The sequence below is a fragment of the Streptomyces botrytidirepellens genome (assembly GCF_003721215.1).
GTDB lineage: Bacteria > Actinomycetota > Actinomycetes > Streptomycetales > Streptomycetaceae > Streptomyces > Streptomyces himastatinicus.
In genome coordinates this window covers 21529-38288 of the sequence record NZ_RIBZ01000044.1, presented here as the reverse complement: position 1 = coordinate 38288, position 16760 = coordinate 21529, and the positions used below count along the sequence as shown (strand labels likewise).

The window sequence follows — 16760 nt, the reverse complement described above, 5'->3', positions numbered from 1 at the left end:
GGTCGTCACGGTCTCGAACGCCAACCGCCCGGCGGTGGGCGGGATGGGACGGGACCCGGAATTCGGGCCTGGCCTACGGCATGGGCGGGTGCTGTTCGGGGCGCCGGACAGGGGCGGAGAGGGCCGGGATCTCGGGATGGTTGCGCAGCGCCGCGACGACCGCGTTCACCGCGGCGCGCTGCGTCGTGCCGCGCCGCACCACGATGGTGACGTTGCGGTGTACCGGTGTGCTGAGCTGCCGCGTGGCGACGGCGTGGTCCGGTGTGACGGCCAGGGCGGGCAGCAGGGTGATCGACCGGCCCGATTCGACGTGTTGCAGCAGCATCAGGTAGTTGCTGAACCTGCAGGCCACTCGGGGCTCGAATCCCGACTCGCGGCACAGCCGCATGGTCAGATCCGCCATGTACGACTGCGGGCGGTCACACGCCCACGTCTCCTCCGCGCAGGCCGCGAGATTCACCGTCGTACGGCAGGCCAGCGGGTGGTCGGGCGGCAGTACCAGGACGATCGGGTCGATGCCCAGGGGAATGATCTCGAGGTCCGCACCCCACGAGAGGCCGGCGTAATCGGTGGTGGTGACGATGACGTCCGCCTCGCCCGAGCGGAGGGCCGCGCCGCTCTCGTGCGGCTCCGACTCGATCAGTTCGAGGTGCAGGCGCGGGTGGGTGGTGGCCAGGCGGGTCGCCGCCGGCATCGCGAGGGTGTAGATCGCGCTCTGGAACACCCCGAGCCGGACGGTGCCGATGGGCTCGTCGTTCAAGGCGTGCAACTCGGCCTCGGCCTCGGCCATCTGGTCCAGGATCTCCCGGCCCCGACGGGCCAGCAGGAGACCGGCCGGGGTCAGCCGCACATTCCGCCCGGTCCGCTCCAGCAGTCGGCATCGGGTCTCGGTCTCGAGCACCGCCAGTTGCTGGGACACCGTCGAGGCGCTCAGGTGCAGTGTCTCGGCGACCGCGCGGACGGTACCCAGGGTTTCCAGCAGGCTGAGCAGCCGCAGACGCCCCGAGTTGAGCATGCGCCCGATTGTACGGTTCTGCCGAACAGGGTGGTCGGATCTGTGCGATGGACGCGCGCAGCGGTGCGTCCCTAACGTCGGTCACATGCTTCCCGAGACAGCCGAGACAGCCGAGACAGCCGGTGGCGCCCCGGAGCGCCACCTCATCCGCTATTCCGGACAAGCCGCGTTCACTCCGGAGGTCATCGCTCGCGCCGCGGGCACATCGGTGTTCACCGAGAGCGGTCGCGAACTGCTCGATTTCACCTCCGGCCAGATGAGCGCCATCCTCGGACACTCTCACCCGGACATCGTCGCGACGGTCCGCGAGCAGGTCGCCCTCCTCGATCACCTCCACAGCGGCATGCTCAGCCGCCCGGTCATCGAGCTCACTCGCCGGCTCGCAGAGACCCTGCCCGATCCGTTGGAGAAGGTGTTGCTCCTGACCACCGGGGCGGAGGCGAACGAGGCCGCGGTGCGGATGGCGAAACTCGTCACCGGCCGCCATGAGATCGTCTCGTTCGCCCGGTCCTGGCACGGGATGACCCAGGCCGCCGCGAACGCCACCTACAGCGCCGGGCGCAGGGGCTACGGACCCGCCGCGCCGGGCAACTTCGCCTTGCCGGTTCCGGACCGCTTCCACCCCGACATCGTCGACGCCGACGGCTCGCTCGACTGGCGCCGCCAACTCGACCTGGGCTTCGACCTGATCGACGCGCAGTCGGTCGGCAGTCTCGCCGCATGCCTGGTCGAACCGATCCTCAGCTCCGGCGGCATCATCGAGCTCCCGCCGGGCTATCTCGCCGCCCTGGCGCAGAAGTGCCGGGAACGGGACATGCTGTTGATCCTCGACGAGGCTCAGACCGGATTGTGCCGCACCGGCGACTGGTACGCCCATCAGCACGACGGTGTCGTCCCGGACATCCTCACGCTGTCCAAGACGCTCGGCGCGGGGCTGCCGTTGGCCGCCGTGCTGACCAGCTCGGAGATCGAGCAGGAAGCACACGACCGGGGATTTCTGTTCCTCACCACCCATGCCGGCGACCCGCTGCCCGCCGCCGTCGGCAACACCGTCCTCGACGTGCTGGTCCGCGACCGCCTCGACGAGCGCGCGCGCCGGCTCGGCACGACGCTGCGTGAGGGGCTCGACGGTCTCGCCACCCGCCACGACGTCGTCGGGGATGTCCGCGGCCGCGGGCTGCTGGCGGGGGTGGAGCTGGCCGGCGACCAGGTGCTGGGCGCCGGGGGCGCCGACCGGCTCGGCGCGGCCGTCACCCGGCGCTGCTTCGAACTCGGGCTGCACATGAACATCGTCCAGTTGCCCGGCATGGGAGGCACCTTCCGCATCGCGCCGCCGCTGACCGCGAGCGACGAGGAGATCGCCCGCGGTGTCGCCATCCTCGACGAAGCGCTCACCGACGCCGTACGAGGCCTCTGAAGCGATCCACCGTGGGCCTCCCCCCCCTCACATCCTGGCCAGGAGCACCTTCCGAACACTCTTTCCACATAACAAATATGACGCCCGACAATCATGAAACAGGCGAACCGTGGGGCCGATCCCGGCTACACAACACCCCTGCCTGACGAGGGCGTTCCCGACGCGTCACCCGGGCGTAATCGCACCCAACGGACCGGATCCGACCGTTACGTGGCTGTCGCACATTCTTCCGATCGCCATTCTCCGGGCGCTCGGGATCATCACGGATTCCGATGGATGCCAGGGCTTCTGCTGGTGACGGCGAGACTCCAGCGGATAAGATATCGCGCGCTGCTCGCGATGGCGGTCGGTGAGGTAGGCGGTGGGGGCGAGGGTGCCGTGGTTGAGCTGCGAAAAGACGCAACCCGGGGCGGCCCTGCTCACAGCTCTGAACACGCGTTCGCTTTTCCTGGGACACGGCGCTTACGGCTCATCCGCAATTACCCTCAAACGATCATCGCAAAGCGGTCCACGCAACAGCGCTGGGCCCTTTTTCTTTTCCGTGGCGTTCGCGGCAGGCATCCGCGTCTGAGGCCACGAAGTGGACGTGCGGCGACAAGCGGGGGCTTCGTTTTCACCACAAGAGACATGTGGAGTGTGATGCCATGAACCGAGTCGGCAGAGACTCACGCCGGTCGGCCCGCAGACTCGCGGGGCCGCTGGCGCGCATAGGGTTATCTGTTCTCTTGCTGGCGGGCGGCGCCGTGGGGGCGACGGCTGGACCGGCCGCCGCTTCGACCGCCGACGGCACGCTGACGGTTGAGGTGCTGCGCGACTTCTTCGGCACCGGCGTGATCAATAAGACGATGGACGTGCCGCAGCGGGGCATGAAGGTGCAGATCTCCGACCCCGCCGGGCACGTCGTCACGGGCGTCACGGATGCCACCGGAAAGGTCGTGGTGGCGCAGTCGACGGTGCTGAGCGGCGGCCAATACCGCGTCGACGTCAGCGTCCCGGCACCGTACAGCGACTATCTGCGGGCGGCGCCCGCGTCGACGGCGGAGAACCACTTCGACAGCTTCACGTCGTTCGTGGATGTGTCGGACGGAAAGAACGCCTCGGTGGTGACGGGGGTGTGGGATCCGGCCGACTACGCGCTGCCGGACTCGCGGTACTTCGTGCCGGTCCACAACGGCGCCAACGGGACGGACAACCGGGCGTTGGTGGCGTTCGGGACGAAGAGCCGGGGCACGTGTCCCACCGATGTGGCGTGCCCGACCACGCTGGCCACGCAGGACCAGGTGGGTACGACGTTCGGGTTGGCGTACGACAAGGACCGGACCCGGCTGTTCCAGAGCGCGTTCGCCCGCCGGTACGCCCCGTACGGACCGCAGGGCGGGGGCGCGATCTACACGGTGCCGGTCAACGGCTCGGGTGCGCCACAGCTGTTCGCGCGGGTGCCGGACGCCGCGGTGACGCAGCACGACACCGCCAACATGATCAAGGACCCCGGGTTCACCGACGCGCCGGGCAAGGAGAGCATCGGTGGCCTGGCCCTGTCGGAGGACGGCTCCACGCTGTACGCGGTGAACCTGCGGACCCGCAGCCTGGTGAGCTTCGACGCGACAGGGGCCACCGCCTCGGAGCCCGAGGCGACGGTCCCGATCCCGGACCCGGGGTGTGCGAGCCCCGACGACTGGCGGCCGTTCGGTCTCCAGGTCCACAACAACACGCTGTACGTGGGCGGCGTGTGCAGCGCGGAGAGCACGCAGCAGCGCGCGGACCTGAAAGCCTTCGTCTCCACCTACGACGGCAAGCGGTTCACCACCGTGCTGAGCCACCCGCTCACGGACAAACGCGGCAGCGTCTTCGGCTCCGGCGACAAGGCCACCCACTGGAACCCGTGGAACACCAGCCTGGACACGTGGGACGACCGGAAGGCGGGCAACGTCTTCATCGATCCGCAGCCGGAGCTGGCCTCCCTCGCCTTCGGCCGCGACGGCTCGATGATCCTGGGTTTCCGCGACCGGTTCATGGACGTGCTCAGTTGGGGAGGGCTGGACCCCCGCCCGGGGAACGACACGGCGGAAAGCGCCATGTCCGGTGGTGACATCACCATGGTCTGCGCCACTCCCACCGGTGAATACCAGTGGGAAGGGACCGGGAGCTGCCCCAACCACGCCACCCCCGCCAACAATGGCGGCCAGCCCGCCGATGTCGCCGAATACTTCCCGGGCGACTTCTTTCGCGGCGCGCACCAGGAGACCGCGCTGGGGTCGGTGGCCTATATCCCGCAGCAGCAGTGGGTCGTCAGCACGGAGTTCGACCCGGTCGTCGACGTCGCGACCTCTGGGACCGGGTACCACGACATCACGACCGGCCAGGGCCCGGGCAACGCCCCGACCGCCAACGGGTTCCAGTTCGTCAGCCGGGAACAAGGCGGGTTCGGCAAGGCCGGCGGGCTCGGTGACATCGCGTACGCGGCGGCGAACGCGCCGGTCCAGATCGGCAACGTCGTGTGGTTCGACGGCGACCACAACGGGATCCAGGACCCGGGGCACGTGCTGCTGCCGGGGGCGACGGTCAACCTGCTGGACGCGGACGGCAAACAGGTCGCCACGACCAGGACCAATGCCGCCGGCGAGTACTACTTCGGTGGTGTCGGCGCCCAGTACGAGCTCACGCCGGGCGCGAAGTACACGGTGCAGTTCGACGTGTGCACCGCGGACACCAGCAAGGTGCCCGAGCAGCCCCCGGCGAGCGAGCTGCGGTTCACGCTCCCGCGGGCCGGTGCCAACCGTGCGCATGACTCCAACGTGACCCCGCCGACCACCGGGGAGTTGTGCAACGGCTCCGCGCCTGTCAGGGCGCCGGACAAGCCGGGCGGGGTCGATCACACGATCGACGCCGGGGTGTACATCCCCAAGGCAACGCCGACCCCGACTCCGACCCCGACCGATACCGCGAACCCGACCCCAACCCCGACCGATACCGCGAACCCGACCGATCCCGCGACCCCGACCCCGACCGATACCGCGAACCCGACCTCACCACCGGCCCCGGGCCCGACCTCACCACCGGGCCCGGCCTCGCCACCGTCAGGCGCGCCGCCTGCCAACTCGGGCCCGGCCGGTGGGAGTACGGGTTCCGGTGGCAGCAGGGGTTCGCTGGCGCACACCGGTATGTCCGGGCTGCCAGAGGTGATCGCCCTCGTCGGTCTGCTGGTGGGTTCGGGCCTGTTCATCGCGTTCATGAGCCGGAAGCGCCGCGCCCAGAAACACTGAACGAACCGAACAACAGTGATCTGCCTGCCCGCGATCCGTATGGCGCGGTCAGGCAGATCACGTCTCGGCCGGTCCACGAGGGCCGGCCTTGGAGTCGTCCGCCACCGGACTGCCCAGTGCCGCCGCGACCGTAAGGCGACCGAGCAGCGTGGTGATGGAGAGGGGAAATCAGAAGAGTGTCAGCGTCGGGCCGTGTGCGGAGCGTCAGAACCCAGCAAGCTCGACCAGCCCGTGCGGCTGACCGGCGCCGATGGTTGCGGCCACGCTGGGCGGCAGCCGTCATCGCCATGGTGGCCGTCGCGGTGGCCGCGTTCCTGGTCGTCGACGGCGGCTCTGGCCCCAGCGGTCCGCGCGCACTGACGTCGGATGAGGTGAACCGGCTGGCGATGACCCGGTTCCGTAACTACGAGGCGCACGGCCGCGCGGTGACGATCACCGTGCCGGGCACCGCCGGTGGCCTGATCGTGACCGGGTCGGTCGACTACCAACGCAAGCTCGGTTACGGCGTGGTGCACGGCACCGGGCGCGACACATCCAGCGACGGCCTGATCGAGTGGACGGCCACCTCGGTGTTCGTCCACCCGATGGCGAACGCCCCGGCGCACGCACCCGCGTCGCCGCCCCGCTCGGGCTGGTACGGCCGTCCGCTCCAGTCGTCCGGCAGCACGCTGGACAGTTCGCTGGCCATCGCACTCGGTCTCGGCAGCGACCGGCCGGACAACGCCGAACTGCTGCCGCAGAACGGCGCCGCCTGGCTGGGCCGAGACCGGGTGGACGGGCATCGGGTGGACGTCATGACCGGGCCGTCCTCCCGCGACCGCTCCGGTACGGCGGGCCGGGTGCGCTACTGGGTCGGCTCGGACGGCACCATGCACCGGGTCCGCGTCAGCGTGGGTTCCGAGTCGCGGCCGGTGGTCATCGATTTCGACACCCAGAAGTACCTTCCGGTCAAGCCGGTGCCCGGAGTCACCCCGACCCAGTAGCCGCTGTTCAGGACGCCCGCACCCGCGCGTCCGCGGCAAGCAGGGACGTCGGCGGCAGCGGGATGTCTGCCATGTCCGGCGGGGCCGGAACGGCCGGGACGACGGTGGCGCCCTCAGTGGTGGCGTGGGGGAACTGCGGCTGTGGACCGGGCGCCGCGACCTTGGTGAACGGGATGCCCCCGGGCGCGGTCGGCATCGTCCACCTGCCGGCCGGCGAGGGCGACTTGGCCGGCAGCGGACAGGACGCGGTTGTCGCGAGCCGGGCGGGCACCGTGGTGCGCAGATCGTTGCCGCGCAGGCAGTTGCCCCGCCCCCGCGTGGCGGTGGGGAACGTCCAGCCGACGTCGACGCCGTTGCGGGTGAACGTGTTGTCCACGATCTGGTTGCCGACCGACGGTATGTCGGCGGTGGCGGTGATCACCAGCCCGGCGTTGCTGTTGTCGGCGACGCGGTTACGGACGAACTGGTTGTCGCTGCCGCCGTCGACGCCGATGCCGGTGCCCCACCCGCCGTCGGCCTGCTGCGGGGTGGCCCGCTGCTGGTTGGCGGCGATCAGATTGCCCGCGATGACGGCGCCCCGCTGCGGGAGCAGCTTCTCCTGGTGGTCGGAGTTGGTGGTCAGGCCGACCCGGTTGCCGACAAGGCGGTTGCGGACCACGTACATGTCGCCGCTGGCGTTGGTGCCTTCGTAGCCGACCGCGTTGAGTTCGGCGATGTTGTCCCGCACGACGATGTGACACGGCTTGCACTGCCCCACATAGATCCCCGAGTCGGCCCCGCCTGACGCGTACGAATGCTCGATGACACCGTTCTGCGCGGAGAACGCGTAGATGCCGTACAGACCGTTGCGGGTCGCGGTCACATACGAGACCAGGAACGACTTCAGGAAGGTGACGGGCTCATCGCCGGTGTCGTAGCCGCCGCTCTGCCCCGGCAGCCCGGCGGCCGCCGCCGCTGAACCGGTGACCAGCACCCCGTTCTGCGTGTTGTTCCGCACGGTCAGGTTCTCCACGGCCACCCCGGGCGCCGCGACGACGACACCGTTCGGCTGCCGCAACCGCCCGTCGATGACGACCTTGTGCCGGGACGCGCCGCGAAGAGTGATGCGAGCCGTATTGATCTTCACCGACTCGTGGTACACGCCCGGAGCGACCAGCACCAGGTCACCGGGCCGAGCCAAGGACACCGCATCCGAGATCGTCGGGGCATCGGCAGGCACGCGGATCGTCACATGCGCACCGGTCGGCCGCCGGCCTTTGCCCGATCCGCCATCGCCGCCATCGCCGCCACCGCAGCCGACCACAAGGGTCAGCGTGCCCAGTACCGCCGCCACCACGCGAAGAGCTAATCGAGGCATGGGCCCCAGTCTGGCAGAACGTCCAATTACCCGCCATAATTGGCGAGATTGACCGGCGCGCACGATTCGGGTGTGGCACTCTGCACCCCATGCATCGAGCCGATCACCATCCGTCGCGCCGCGCGTTCCTCGATGTCACCGGCACCATGGTGGCCGCCGGCCTGGCCGCCGGGTGCACATCGGACTCCGCCCGGCCAGGCCGGCACGCCCCCACCGCCGCGGCCACGCCGACGCCGGTTGTGGCGACGGGCCGGCATCAGGCAGGCATCACGCTCCCCCAGCCGGCCCAGCGCAACCTGCTGGCCGTGGTGGCTGACCTCGGTGCCACCGTGGCTCCCGGCCCGTTACTGGCCGAACTGGGCCAGGCCATCCGCACACTCATCGCGGGCAACGACCCGCGGCTGCTGGGCCTGTCGCCGGGCGACCTCACCGTGACCGTCGGCGTGGGCCCCCGGCTGGTGCGCACGGCCGACGCGTCGCTGCCCGGCGCGGCCGACCTCCCGCGGTTCTCCCGCGAGCGGATCGCCCCGCGGGCACGCGGCGGTGACCTGCTGATGCAGATCTGCGCCAGCGACGCGCTGCTCCTACCGGTCGTCGCCGCCGCGCTTCTGGACCAGGCCGGTGACCGCATCCACGAACGCTGGCGGCAGTCCGCACGCCGCGGTGCGAACGTGCCCGTCGGCAACGGCCTCACCGCGCCGCGGAACCCGCTCGGTTTCATCGACGGCATCGTGGGCCCGCACACGGCCGCCGAACAACGACGCGACCTGTGGCTGGCCGGACCCCCCGCGGTCGCCGGTGGCACCCTTGCCGTACTGCGGCGCATGGAACTCGACCTGCCGCGGTTCGCCGCCCTGTCCGTAGCCGAGCAGGAGGCGGTCTTCGGGCGGCGCCGGGCCAGCGGCGTCCCCCTCTCCGGCGGCCCCGTCGCCTCGGGCCCGGAACTCGGCGCCAAGACACCGGACGGACGCTATCTCGTCCCCGCGGACGCCCACGTGCGCAGGGCGAACCCCTCCGTGGTCGGCGCCGGCCTCATGCTCCGCCGCTCCTACAGCACCGACGAGCCCGCCCCCGGCCTGCTCTTCATCAGCTTCCAGAACGACCTGCGGACCTTCACCGCCACCCTCACCCACATGGACACCTCCGACGCACTGCTGCGATTCACCACCACAACCGCCAGCGCGACGTTCCTGATCCTCCCCGGCTTCGACCGGCAGCACCCGCTCGGTTCCCAGCTGTTCGCCTGATCACCCCGCGCCCGCCGCTTCGGCCCGATCAGACGGCTCCCCGAATTCGCTTCGTCGGCTGTCTGCGACACGCGGCGTCAATCGTCGTTCGTGTACGCACAGTTCGCACTCGTGTACGGTGCCGTGGGCATCCGTTGTGGCTCTGCGGGGAGGGCGGGGGAACGTTGGATCTCCGGCATCAGACGTCGAACTTCGTCAACGCGTCCTGGTCGATGGTGCGGCTGCGTGATCTGATCTTCGAGATGCTGAGTCTGCTCTTCACCGAACTCAACGAGCACGGTGGGATGGCGGGTGACGACGAGGCGGGGCGGGCCTTTGCCGCCGTGTACAAGGAGGCCGTGAAGACGGTCTTCGACAAGTCCGGCTTTGCCCATCAGGTGATGGCCAACGGCGCCGGGGCCCTAGTCAAAGCGTCTGAGGAGTTCCTGAAGCACGAGAGCAAGACAGCTGCGGAGCTTCTTGGCAAGAGTCCTCAGGACCCAGGGATCGGCCCGCAGCCGTCCGGACCCGACTGCAACCCACGTGCCAGCCACAACGCCGAGGACCTGCCTGATGTCGTCGGCGAAACCAGCGGCACCGACCAGTACTTCTTCAACGAGCGCTTCCTCGGCCAGCCGGACAAACTCCACGCCGTCGCCAAGACCTGGCGTAGCGCCGCCAAGATCCTCGAAGACGCCTACTGGGACTCCGACACCGCCTGGAAGACCGCCAACCTCGACCAGGTCGGCGAGACCGCCGACGCGGTCGAGGACTTCTTCAAGAAGTTCGTCGGCAAGGCCGCGCCGCCGAGCGAGGTGGGCGCGGACGAGACGCTCATGGCGAACCTTCCCACCGCCTGCAAGATGCTCGCCAACGCTTGCGATGCTTACGCCGGTCACATAGAGGCCGCCAAGGACCGTCGGGCCATGGAATCCATGCCCCTCACCGGAGAGCCTCTCTGGCCCTGGGAACAGCCCAGGTTCGGAGGGGACGGTCACGACGGCGGCCTTCACGAGGCCATTGCCGGTGACACGCGGATCGCCGCCCTCGGCAAGATCCCCGCTGCCTTGGATACTTCCAAGTCGAGGGTGAAGATGCCGCAGCCCGACAATGACGGCCTCCTGCCAGGTCTGCCGCCGTTCCTGGCTCCGCTGATCCGCGTCCCGACCCTGGTCCCGGCCGCCTATCGCCCTCCTAAGGGCCCGCGTGTCCAGCCGATTTCCCCGGGCACGCCGCCCGACCCTCGCTTTCCGCCGCTCACGCCTGGGGAGCAGAACGACTTCCAGACCTGGCTGAGTTCTCTACGGCCGGGCGATGTCTCGGGCGGCAGGCCGGCGGAGATCGCCTATCAGAAGCGCGTGGCCGGCTACCCAGAGTACGAGGTCCCTATTCCGCCCGGCCACAGCAAGGGGAACACGCTGATGGTGGACGGGTTCCGCGATCTCGACGGTATGGCAGTCGAGGCGAAGTACGTCAACAAACCCAACCAGCGCTGCTACCGCTCGCTCGACGACCTCCGCGAGAACCATGAGAAGGGGAAAAAGGACTTCCTCTACCGCTCGGACCGCGACGAGCTCAAAAAGTACGCCGCCGCTCTCGACGACCCCAGGAACACGGAGATGCGAGGCGTCGAGACGGTCACGAACAACCAGGAGTCGGTCCAGTACTGGCGCGTCATGATGGCCGCCTACGGTGTCAAAGGCCACGCCCGCTACGTACCCTGACCACCGCCGCCCAGCCGCACAGGAAGCACAGCGCCACGATGGAACCGGAAGAGATCGCCGAACTCCGCACCATGTACATCTTCAGCCCGCCGGAGGGGCAGAGCTGGGGCTTGACCTACGAGGGCCTGGAGACCCTGCTGCGCGAGCGCGACCCTGAGGAGTTCATCCGCATCGATGATGGCTCTGACGGCCCGGTCAGCGGATCGTCCATGCACTTCGGGATCACCCTGGACGACGAAGAGCTTGAAGGCATGGCCTTGCTTGCACCCGAGGGGGTGTCCGTCATGGACTGCACTGTTCACACAGCGGCCGCCTTCGCCGTCTGGCTCTCGAACAATGTGGTGCCGACGGGCGTGGCCGTCGCCTTCAACACGGAATGGGGTCTGGAAGCCGAGCTGCCGGACACCCCCGTTCCAGAGGCGCCCCGTCCGCGGATCGCTGCCGCGTTCATGAAGCACCTCGAGGACACTGGAGAGCTCGACTGATCCCGGAGATCGGTAGCCTCCCCGCACGGCCGACGAGCCGTTCGGCGGTCACGGGGACCGTGCGGTACGGCCCATGGGGTGCTACCGCCTGGGCCGTACGGGCCTGGAGAACCCGGAGATCAGGAGCTCAGCCGCGAACTCGACCACATCCTGCGCGGTGTGCTCGCCGAGCGTGTGGCGACTGAAGCGGTGGACCGGCCACTGCCGCGGGGGCCGGGGCGGCGGTGCATTGCGCGGCGCTGCGGGCCTTGGCTGCCTTGGCACGGCCGGGAGCGTGGGGTCGGCCGGGGCGCTGGATGCAGGGTTTTCACTCGTTGAGAGTAACCCGGGGGATCAACTCCCCGTCCGCCCACGCAAACGGCCCCGGCGCGGAGTCCGAGGCCGAGCAGGACGCCTCCCTGGGGGAGAAACCCCAGGTCAACGGCCTATCCCATGGTGCCCCCGGCAGGATTCGAACCTGCGACACCCGCTTTAGGAGAGCGGTGCTCTATCCCCTGAGCTACGGAGGCATGGTCGCTGGTATGGCGGCCGAGGGTCAGCCTACCGGGTTCGGGATCGGGGTGCGGAACAGGTTGCCAACGTCGTGCTGTCCTGCTCGGTAGCGGAGCCGTGCCTGTGGGTAGTGGGCCGGCGATATTCGGTGGTAACGATCTTGCTGCCTCGCCAGGCTGGGGCTGACCGCTGAAGAGCGCCTGTGTCGGAAGGACGTGTATGAAGGGCTTCGACCCCAGGACGAGCTTCGGATACGAGACATCCCGGACCTACGACGCTGACGCGCGTGGAGACGAGGAGGAGACGGTCAGGTTTCTCGCCGGGCTGGCCGGTCCCCGCGACGCGCTGGAGTTTGCCGTGGGCACCGGGCGCATCGCCTTGCCGCTGCGGGCGGCCGGGGTGCGCGTCGACGGCATCGAGCAGTCGCAGCACATGGTCGACCGGATGCGCGAGAAGCCGGGCGGCGACCGGGTCGAGGTGACCATGGGGGACATGTCCCGGGTTACCACCGGGCGCACGTACGGGCTCGTCTACCTGGTGTTCAACACGATCGGCAATCTGCTGACCCAGGACGACCAGGTGCGGTGTTTCGAGAACGCCGCGCGCCACCTGGCCGACGACGGCGTGTTCGTCCTGGAGTGCCGGGTGCCGACGGCCCCCGCTCAGCCGGGCCACCAGTTCATCGACGTCGAGCGCCTTGAGGCCGACCGCGTCGGGCTGGGTGTCTGCCGGTATGACCCGGTCACCCAGATCCTGGACGAGAATCACGTCCACCTCGGCGTCGACGGTCTCGCCTTCAGCCCCATCAGATTGCGCTTGGCGTATCCGCCCGAGTTCGACCTCATGGCTCGTATCGCGGGCCTTCGGCTGCGCGACCGGTGGGGAGGATGGGACGGCGAACCGTACGACGCCACCAGTTGGCGCCACATCAGCCTCTATGAGAAAAGTGACGCCTGACGAAAAGCCACCAGGCCGGGCACTGGCAGGGGGTGCCTGGGTCCGCCCTCTCCTCGGTCAGCTCTCCTCCAGCCGCAGGCGAGGCTCGGTCAGCAGCAGCTCTGCCAAGGGCGTACGCGCGTGGTGCACGGAGCGGCCGCTGCGGGTGGTGGTGAGGAGGCCGGCGCTGCGGAGGGCCGTGGCGTGGGTGGAGGCCGTGGCGTTGCTGACGCCGAGGCGGCGGGCGAGGGCCGTGGTGGTGTGGGGCTCGTCCAAGGTGCGGAGCAGAGCGAGCCGGGTGCGGCCGAGGACGTCCGCGAGGGGGTCGTCCGGCGGGTTGCGTCGGGGCGGGGTGAGCGGGAGGCTCATGCCTGCCGGGTAGGCGAGTGCCGCCGGGCGGTCCGGCCGGTCCTGGACGAGGGGGCCGCGGCGCCAGTGGAAGGTGGGCCGCAGGATCAGCCCGCGCCCGTCGAGCCGGATCTCGCGCACGTCTGGAACGCCCGGCAGGGGCCATTCCCAGACGCCGTCGCGCAGCCGTGAGCCGGGGGCCAGGGCGGTCAGGGCGGGGCCGAGGCCCTGTTCGGTGACCGTGAGGGCATGGCGGGCGAATTCTGCTCGGTGCAGGTCTTGGACCAGGGACCACACCGGTGCGAGGACGGACTGGTACGCCGACCGCTGGGCCCGGCCGAGTGTCCGCCAGGCGTCGGCGTCCCCGGCGTGCAGGGCGCGGATCCACGGCGGGGCGGGACGCGTCGCGTACACCTGCTCGATCCCTGCCCGTACGAACTCCGGGCGGGCCGATCTGATCAGCGCGAAGCCCTCGTCCGGCGTGTCGCCGAGGACGTCGAGGAAGGCGGGGGCCACCCCACCCGGTGCCAGGTCCGCGAGCGGTTCGACCGTGCGCGGCAGGCTGCGCAGCAGTCGGTGCCGCCAGCGCCCGAACAGCGGTTCCGGGGAGCCCAGCATCATCAGGGCCGCGTGCAGCTCGGGTACGGGCGACGGCCGTGGCGCGAACCGCACCCGGGCGAGATCGTCCGCCGTGAAGTGGATCCGGATCACGCACATCCCCCCGCTCCGCGCCAGCCTTTCGGGCCCGGTCGAATGCTTCGCCATGGCACAGAGGCTGCTCCCAGGATGCCGTTCATGGCTTCTTTCCTCACACCCGGTCGGCGCTTGTTCGCCAAGGCCGCCCTCGCCGGGGCCGCCGCTCCGCTGCTGGCCGCTGTCCCGGTCTCCGCCGCCGCGCCCGGCCTGCGTCTCCCGGCGCCCCAAGGGCCGTACGCCGTCGGTGCCACGACGCTGCACCTCCTCGATCGCTCCCGCAACGACCCGTGGGAGCCCCGGATCGGCGTACGCGAGCTCATGGTCACCGTCCTGCGGCCCGTCGCCCCCGGACGCGGCTTTCCGCGGGCCCCGCAGCTGACGCCGGGCGCTGCCGCGCTGTTCACGGAGATCGGTCCGCTGATGCATCCGCAGCTGCCGGTGGCCGGAGTCGACTGGGCGGCCACGCTCACCCATGCCCGGACCGGCGCTCCGCCCCTGCCCGGGCGGCGCCCCGTGCTGCTCTACAGTCCCGGTGGGGGCGACGCCCGCACGATGGGCGTCTCCCTCGCGGTGGATCTCGCCTCGTACGGCTGGACGGTCCTCACCGTCGATCACCCCGGGGACGCGAGCGAGGTGGAGTTCCCCGACGAGCGGCCGGGCCGCGAACGGGTCCGGCCGACCGCGCTGCAGGGGCCGCCCGACGCGGCCGCCTTCCGCACCATGATCGACACCCGGGTCGCCGACCTCCGCTTCGTCCTCGACGCCCTCGGCTTGGACCGGGTCGGGGTCTACGGGCACTCCGCGGGCGGCACCGCGGCCGCGCAGGCGCTCCACGAGGACCGGCGGATCGCCGCCGCGGCCAACCTGGAGGGGTATCTCGACCAGATGGACGGCGAACTGCTGCCGGTGGCCCGGCAGGGTACGGACCGGCCGCTGCTCCTGGTCGGCACCGACGGCTTCCGCAACGCCCGGCTGGACCGGTCCTGGGCAGCGCTCCTCGCTCACGCGGGCCCCGTTGCCCGGCGGCAGCTCGACGACGCCGCGCACTGGGTCTTCACCGACTACGCGGCCCTCGTCCCCCAGCTCCACAGGGCCGGTCTGATGACCGCTGCCGGACGCGCCGCCATGGTCGGGCGGGCGGACCCACGGGTCACCGTGCCCGCCGTTCGCGACCTCGTACGGTCGTTCTTCGCCCGCCACCTGCCGATGTGAGCGCCGCCCCGCGGAACGAGCGCAGCATTATGCCGCCGAGTGGGCGCCTATTGCGAAATAGGGGGCCGAGTGCTGTACGGAAATGTGGCCGCACCGTCGCCGCCATCGTGCCTCTCGTCAATTTCCTTTTGGCGTTTTGGGTGCAGCCACCGTGACACCAAGGCTGCCCGTCGGCGCTGACGAATCGCTGTTGATTCACTAACGTGCCACTAACGAAAATCGGGCGTCTTTTGTGATTTGCGCGATGTGGGAAATCGATGCAGGGTTACGTGGCGAGCCGTCAGAACATCGACTGCGAGAGGTCGTTGACTCCACCCCCCAGGAAGGCCCCATGTCCACAAGCACGATGACCCGTTCACGCCCGCGCAGCCCGGCGTTTCTCATATCGCTCATGGCCGCTTTCACCGCGCTTTTCCTCACGTCGTGCAGCGGTGACCCCTCGCAGGACAGTGAGCAGACCGGAAAGGGTGCGGTGAGCAACAACGCGGCGCCCGGGCAGGCGCCCGGGCAGAAGGCGGCCGCCAAGCCGCTGGGGGAGGGTGGGTCGCTGTATCCGCGGGCGATCCGGTTGCAGCACAGCGGGGAGGCGAACGGGCGTGTGCTCGCCTCGTCCGTCTCGCACGAGGGCGGCAACGGGGTCGGGGAGATCCAGGAGAGCACCGACGGCGGCGGGAGCTTCCGCCAGGTGGGGACCGTCTCCGCACCGCAGGCCGCGAACGGCAAGGGGCTGTGCTGCGCCACGCTCTACGAGCTGCCGCAGCAGGTCGGGGACATGCCCGCCGGGACGCTGCTGTGGGCGGCGTCGTTCGGGCAGGACGAGAAGCCGGACCGCCGGATGTCGATCCGGGTGTTCAAGAGCACCGATCACGGGCGCAACTGGAGCCCTCTGTCGACGGTCGCCACCGCGTCGAACGCCAAGGGGCTGTGGGAGCCGGAGTTCTCCATCGACGCCGAGGGGAACCTGGTCTGCCACTACTCCGACGAGACCGATCCGCGCCACAGCCAGAAGCTCGTCGCCGTACGGTCAAAGGACGGCGTCTCGTGGAGCGGGGCCCGCGACACCGTGACCAGCAAGCTGGAGTCCGACCGGCCCGGGATGGCGGTCGTGCGGAAGCTGCCGAACGGGACGTACGTCATGTCGTACGAGATCTGCGCGGCCGGGGGCAAGTACGCGTGCGTGGCGCATCTGCGGACGTCTCGCGACGGGTGGGACTGGGGCGACCCGGCCGACCTGGGCACCCGGGCGGAGACGGAGGACGGGAAGTACTTCCTGCACGCGCCGAATCTGGCCTGGGCGCCGGAGGAGGGGAATCCGCAGGGCAAGCTGCTGCTGGTGGGTCAGGCGATGTACACCAAGGACGGCAGCCGGGCCGAGGCCAGCGGGCGCACGATCTGGACCAACAGCGAGGGCGGGGAAGGGGCGTGGCGCGAGATCCCGGCGCCCGTCGCGGTGAAGTCCGACAAGCTGGACTCCTGCCCCAACTACAGCTCCAGCCTCCTGCCATCAGAGGACGGCAGCAAGGTGCTTGAGATTGCCACGGACTATGACGGTGGGGTCTGCCGGCCGTACTTCGGCACCGGAGGGTCGTAAAACACAACGGGCACC

General features: G+C 69.9%; 12 protein-coding genes and 1 tRNA gene. 9 read left to right on the top strand and 4 right to left on the bottom strand.

All coding sequences use genetic code 11. The features are described from left to right. Nucleotides 1–73: 73 nt before the first annotated feature. Nucleotides 74–1015, bottom strand: a complete 942-nt coding sequence (locus EEJ42_RS03055; RefSeq protein ID WP_123098478.1) for a LysR family transcriptional regulator — start codon at nucleotides 1013–1015, stop codon at nucleotides 74–76. Between the two features lie 85 nt (nucleotides 1016–1100). Between EEJ42_RS03055 and EEJ42_RS03050 the strand changes: the two genes are divergently transcribed. The 3 genes from EEJ42_RS03050 (at nucleotide 1101) to EEJ42_RS03040 (ending at nucleotide 6678) form a co-directional block, all read left to right on the top strand. Next, nucleotides 1101–2432 carry an aspartate aminotransferase family protein gene (locus EEJ42_RS03050; RefSeq protein ID WP_123098477.1) on the top strand — a complete coding sequence of 444 codons (1332 nt, stop codon included), beginning with the start codon at nucleotides 1101–1103 and terminating at the stop codon, nucleotides 2430–2432. A 743-nt stretch (nucleotides 2433–3175) separates the two neighbouring features. After that, nucleotides 3176–5695, top strand: a complete 2520-nt coding sequence (locus EEJ42_RS03045; protein WP_123098515.1) for an SdrD B-like domain-containing protein — start codon at nucleotides 3176–3178, stop codon at nucleotides 5693–5695. A gap of 287 nt (nucleotides 5696–5982) precedes the next feature. Further along, entirely contained in the window at nucleotides 5983–6678 is a 696-nt protein-coding gene (locus EEJ42_RS03040; RefSeq protein ID WP_184502912.1) for a hypothetical protein, read from the top strand. 7 nt (nucleotides 6679–6685) lie between these two features. On the opposite strand, the gene EEJ42_RS03035 is transcribed toward EEJ42_RS03040, so the two are convergent. After that, nucleotides 6686–7897 carry a right-handed parallel beta-helix repeat-containing protein gene (locus EEJ42_RS03035; RefSeq protein WP_123098513.1) on the bottom strand — a complete coding sequence of 404 codons (1212 nt, stop codon included), beginning with the start codon at nucleotides 7895–7897 and terminating at the stop codon, nucleotides 6686–6688. A 227-nt stretch (nucleotides 7898–8124) separates the two neighbouring features. On the opposite strand from EEJ42_RS03035, the gene EEJ42_RS03030 reads away from it, so the two are divergent. From EEJ42_RS03030 to EEJ42_RS03020, 3 genes are all read left to right on the top strand, one after another. Continuing rightward, on the top strand, nucleotides 8125–9282 hold the full coding sequence (locus EEJ42_RS03030) for a Dyp-type peroxidase (RefSeq protein ID WP_123098476.1): 1158 nt from the start codon (nucleotides 8125–8127) through the stop codon (nucleotides 9280–9282). 164 nt (nucleotides 9283–9446) lie between these two features. Next, nucleotides 9447–10985, top strand: coding sequence for a restriction endonuclease fold toxin-2 domain-containing protein (locus tag EEJ42_RS52285; RefSeq protein WP_246095992.1), 1539 nt, complete (start codon nucleotides 9447–9449; stop codon nucleotides 10983–10985). A gap of 38 nt (nucleotides 10986–11023) precedes the next feature. Further along, on the top strand, nucleotides 11024–11470 hold the full coding sequence (locus EEJ42_RS03020) for a hypothetical protein (protein ID WP_123098475.1): 447 nt from the start codon (nucleotides 11024–11026) through the stop codon (nucleotides 11468–11470). Between the two features lie 433 nt (nucleotides 11471–11903). Here EEJ42_RS03020 and EEJ42_RS03015 read toward each other — a convergent pair. Continuing rightward, nucleotides 11904–11979 (bottom strand) — tRNA-Arg (locus tag EEJ42_RS03015). 202 nt (nucleotides 11980–12181) lie between these two features. Here EEJ42_RS03015 and EEJ42_RS03010 point away from each other — a divergent pair. Next, nucleotides 12182–12919 (top strand): class I SAM-dependent DNA methyltransferase, encoded by a 738-nt coding sequence (locus EEJ42_RS03010; RefSeq protein WP_123098474.1) that lies wholly within the window; start codon nucleotides 12182–12184, stop codon nucleotides 12917–12919. Nucleotides 12920–12976: 57 nt separating this feature from the next. On the opposite strand, the gene EEJ42_RS03005 is transcribed toward EEJ42_RS03010, so the two are convergent. Next, the gene (locus EEJ42_RS03005) at nucleotides 12977–13957 is read right to left on the bottom strand and encodes an ArsR/SmtB family transcription factor (RefSeq protein WP_123098511.1); all 981 of its coding nucleotides are present in this window, start codon (nucleotides 13955–13957) and stop codon (nucleotides 12977–12979) included. A gap of 84 nt (nucleotides 13958–14041) precedes the next feature. On the opposite strand from EEJ42_RS03005, the gene EEJ42_RS03000 reads away from it, so the two are divergent. Together EEJ42_RS03000 and EEJ42_RS02995 are read left to right on the top strand one after the other, a co-directional pair. After that, the gene (locus EEJ42_RS03000) at nucleotides 14042–15154 is read left to right on the top strand and encodes an alpha/beta fold hydrolase (RefSeq protein WP_123098473.1); all 1113 of its coding nucleotides are present in this window, start codon (nucleotides 14042–14044) and stop codon (nucleotides 15152–15154) included. Between the two features lie 391 nt (nucleotides 15155–15545). Next, nucleotides 15546–16745, top strand: a complete 1200-nt coding sequence (locus tag EEJ42_RS02995; RefSeq protein WP_246095991.1) for an exo-alpha-sialidase — start codon at nucleotides 15546–15548, stop codon at nucleotides 16743–16745. Nucleotides 16746–16760 lie beyond the last annotated feature (15 nt).

Bases quoted from the DNA above. Each gene is read 5' to 3' on its own strand.
- EEJ42_RS03040 (WP_184502912.1), top strand. From the start codon at position 5,983: ATGGTGGCCGTCGCGGTGGCCGCGTTCCTGGTCGTCGACGGCGGCTCT.
- EEJ42_RS03020 (WP_123098475.1), top strand. From the start codon at position 11,024: ATGGAACCGGAAGAGATCGCCGAACTCCGCACCATGTACATCTTCAGC.
- EEJ42_RS03010 (WP_123098474.1), top strand. From the start codon at position 12,182: ATGAAGGGCTTCGACCCCAGGACGAGCTTCGGATACGAGACATCCCGG.
- EEJ42_RS03050 (WP_123098477.1), top strand. From the start codon at position 1,101: ATGCTTCCCGAGACAGCCGAGACAGCCGAGACAGCCGGTGGCGCCCCG.
- EEJ42_RS03055 (WP_123098478.1), bottom strand. From the start codon at position 1,015: ATGCTCAACTCGGGGCGTCTGCGGCTGCTCAGCCTGCTGGAAACCCTG.
- EEJ42_RS02995 (WP_246095991.1), top strand. From the start codon at position 15,546: ATGGCCGCTTTCACCGCGCTTTTCCTCACGTCGTGCAGCGGTGACCCC.
- EEJ42_RS03030 (WP_123098476.1), top strand. From the start codon at position 8,125: ATGCATCGAGCCGATCACCATCCGTCGCGCCGCGCGTTCCTCGATGTC.
- EEJ42_RS03000 (WP_123098473.1), top strand. From the start codon at position 14,042: ATGGCTTCTTTCCTCACACCCGGTCGGCGCTTGTTCGCCAAGGCCGCC.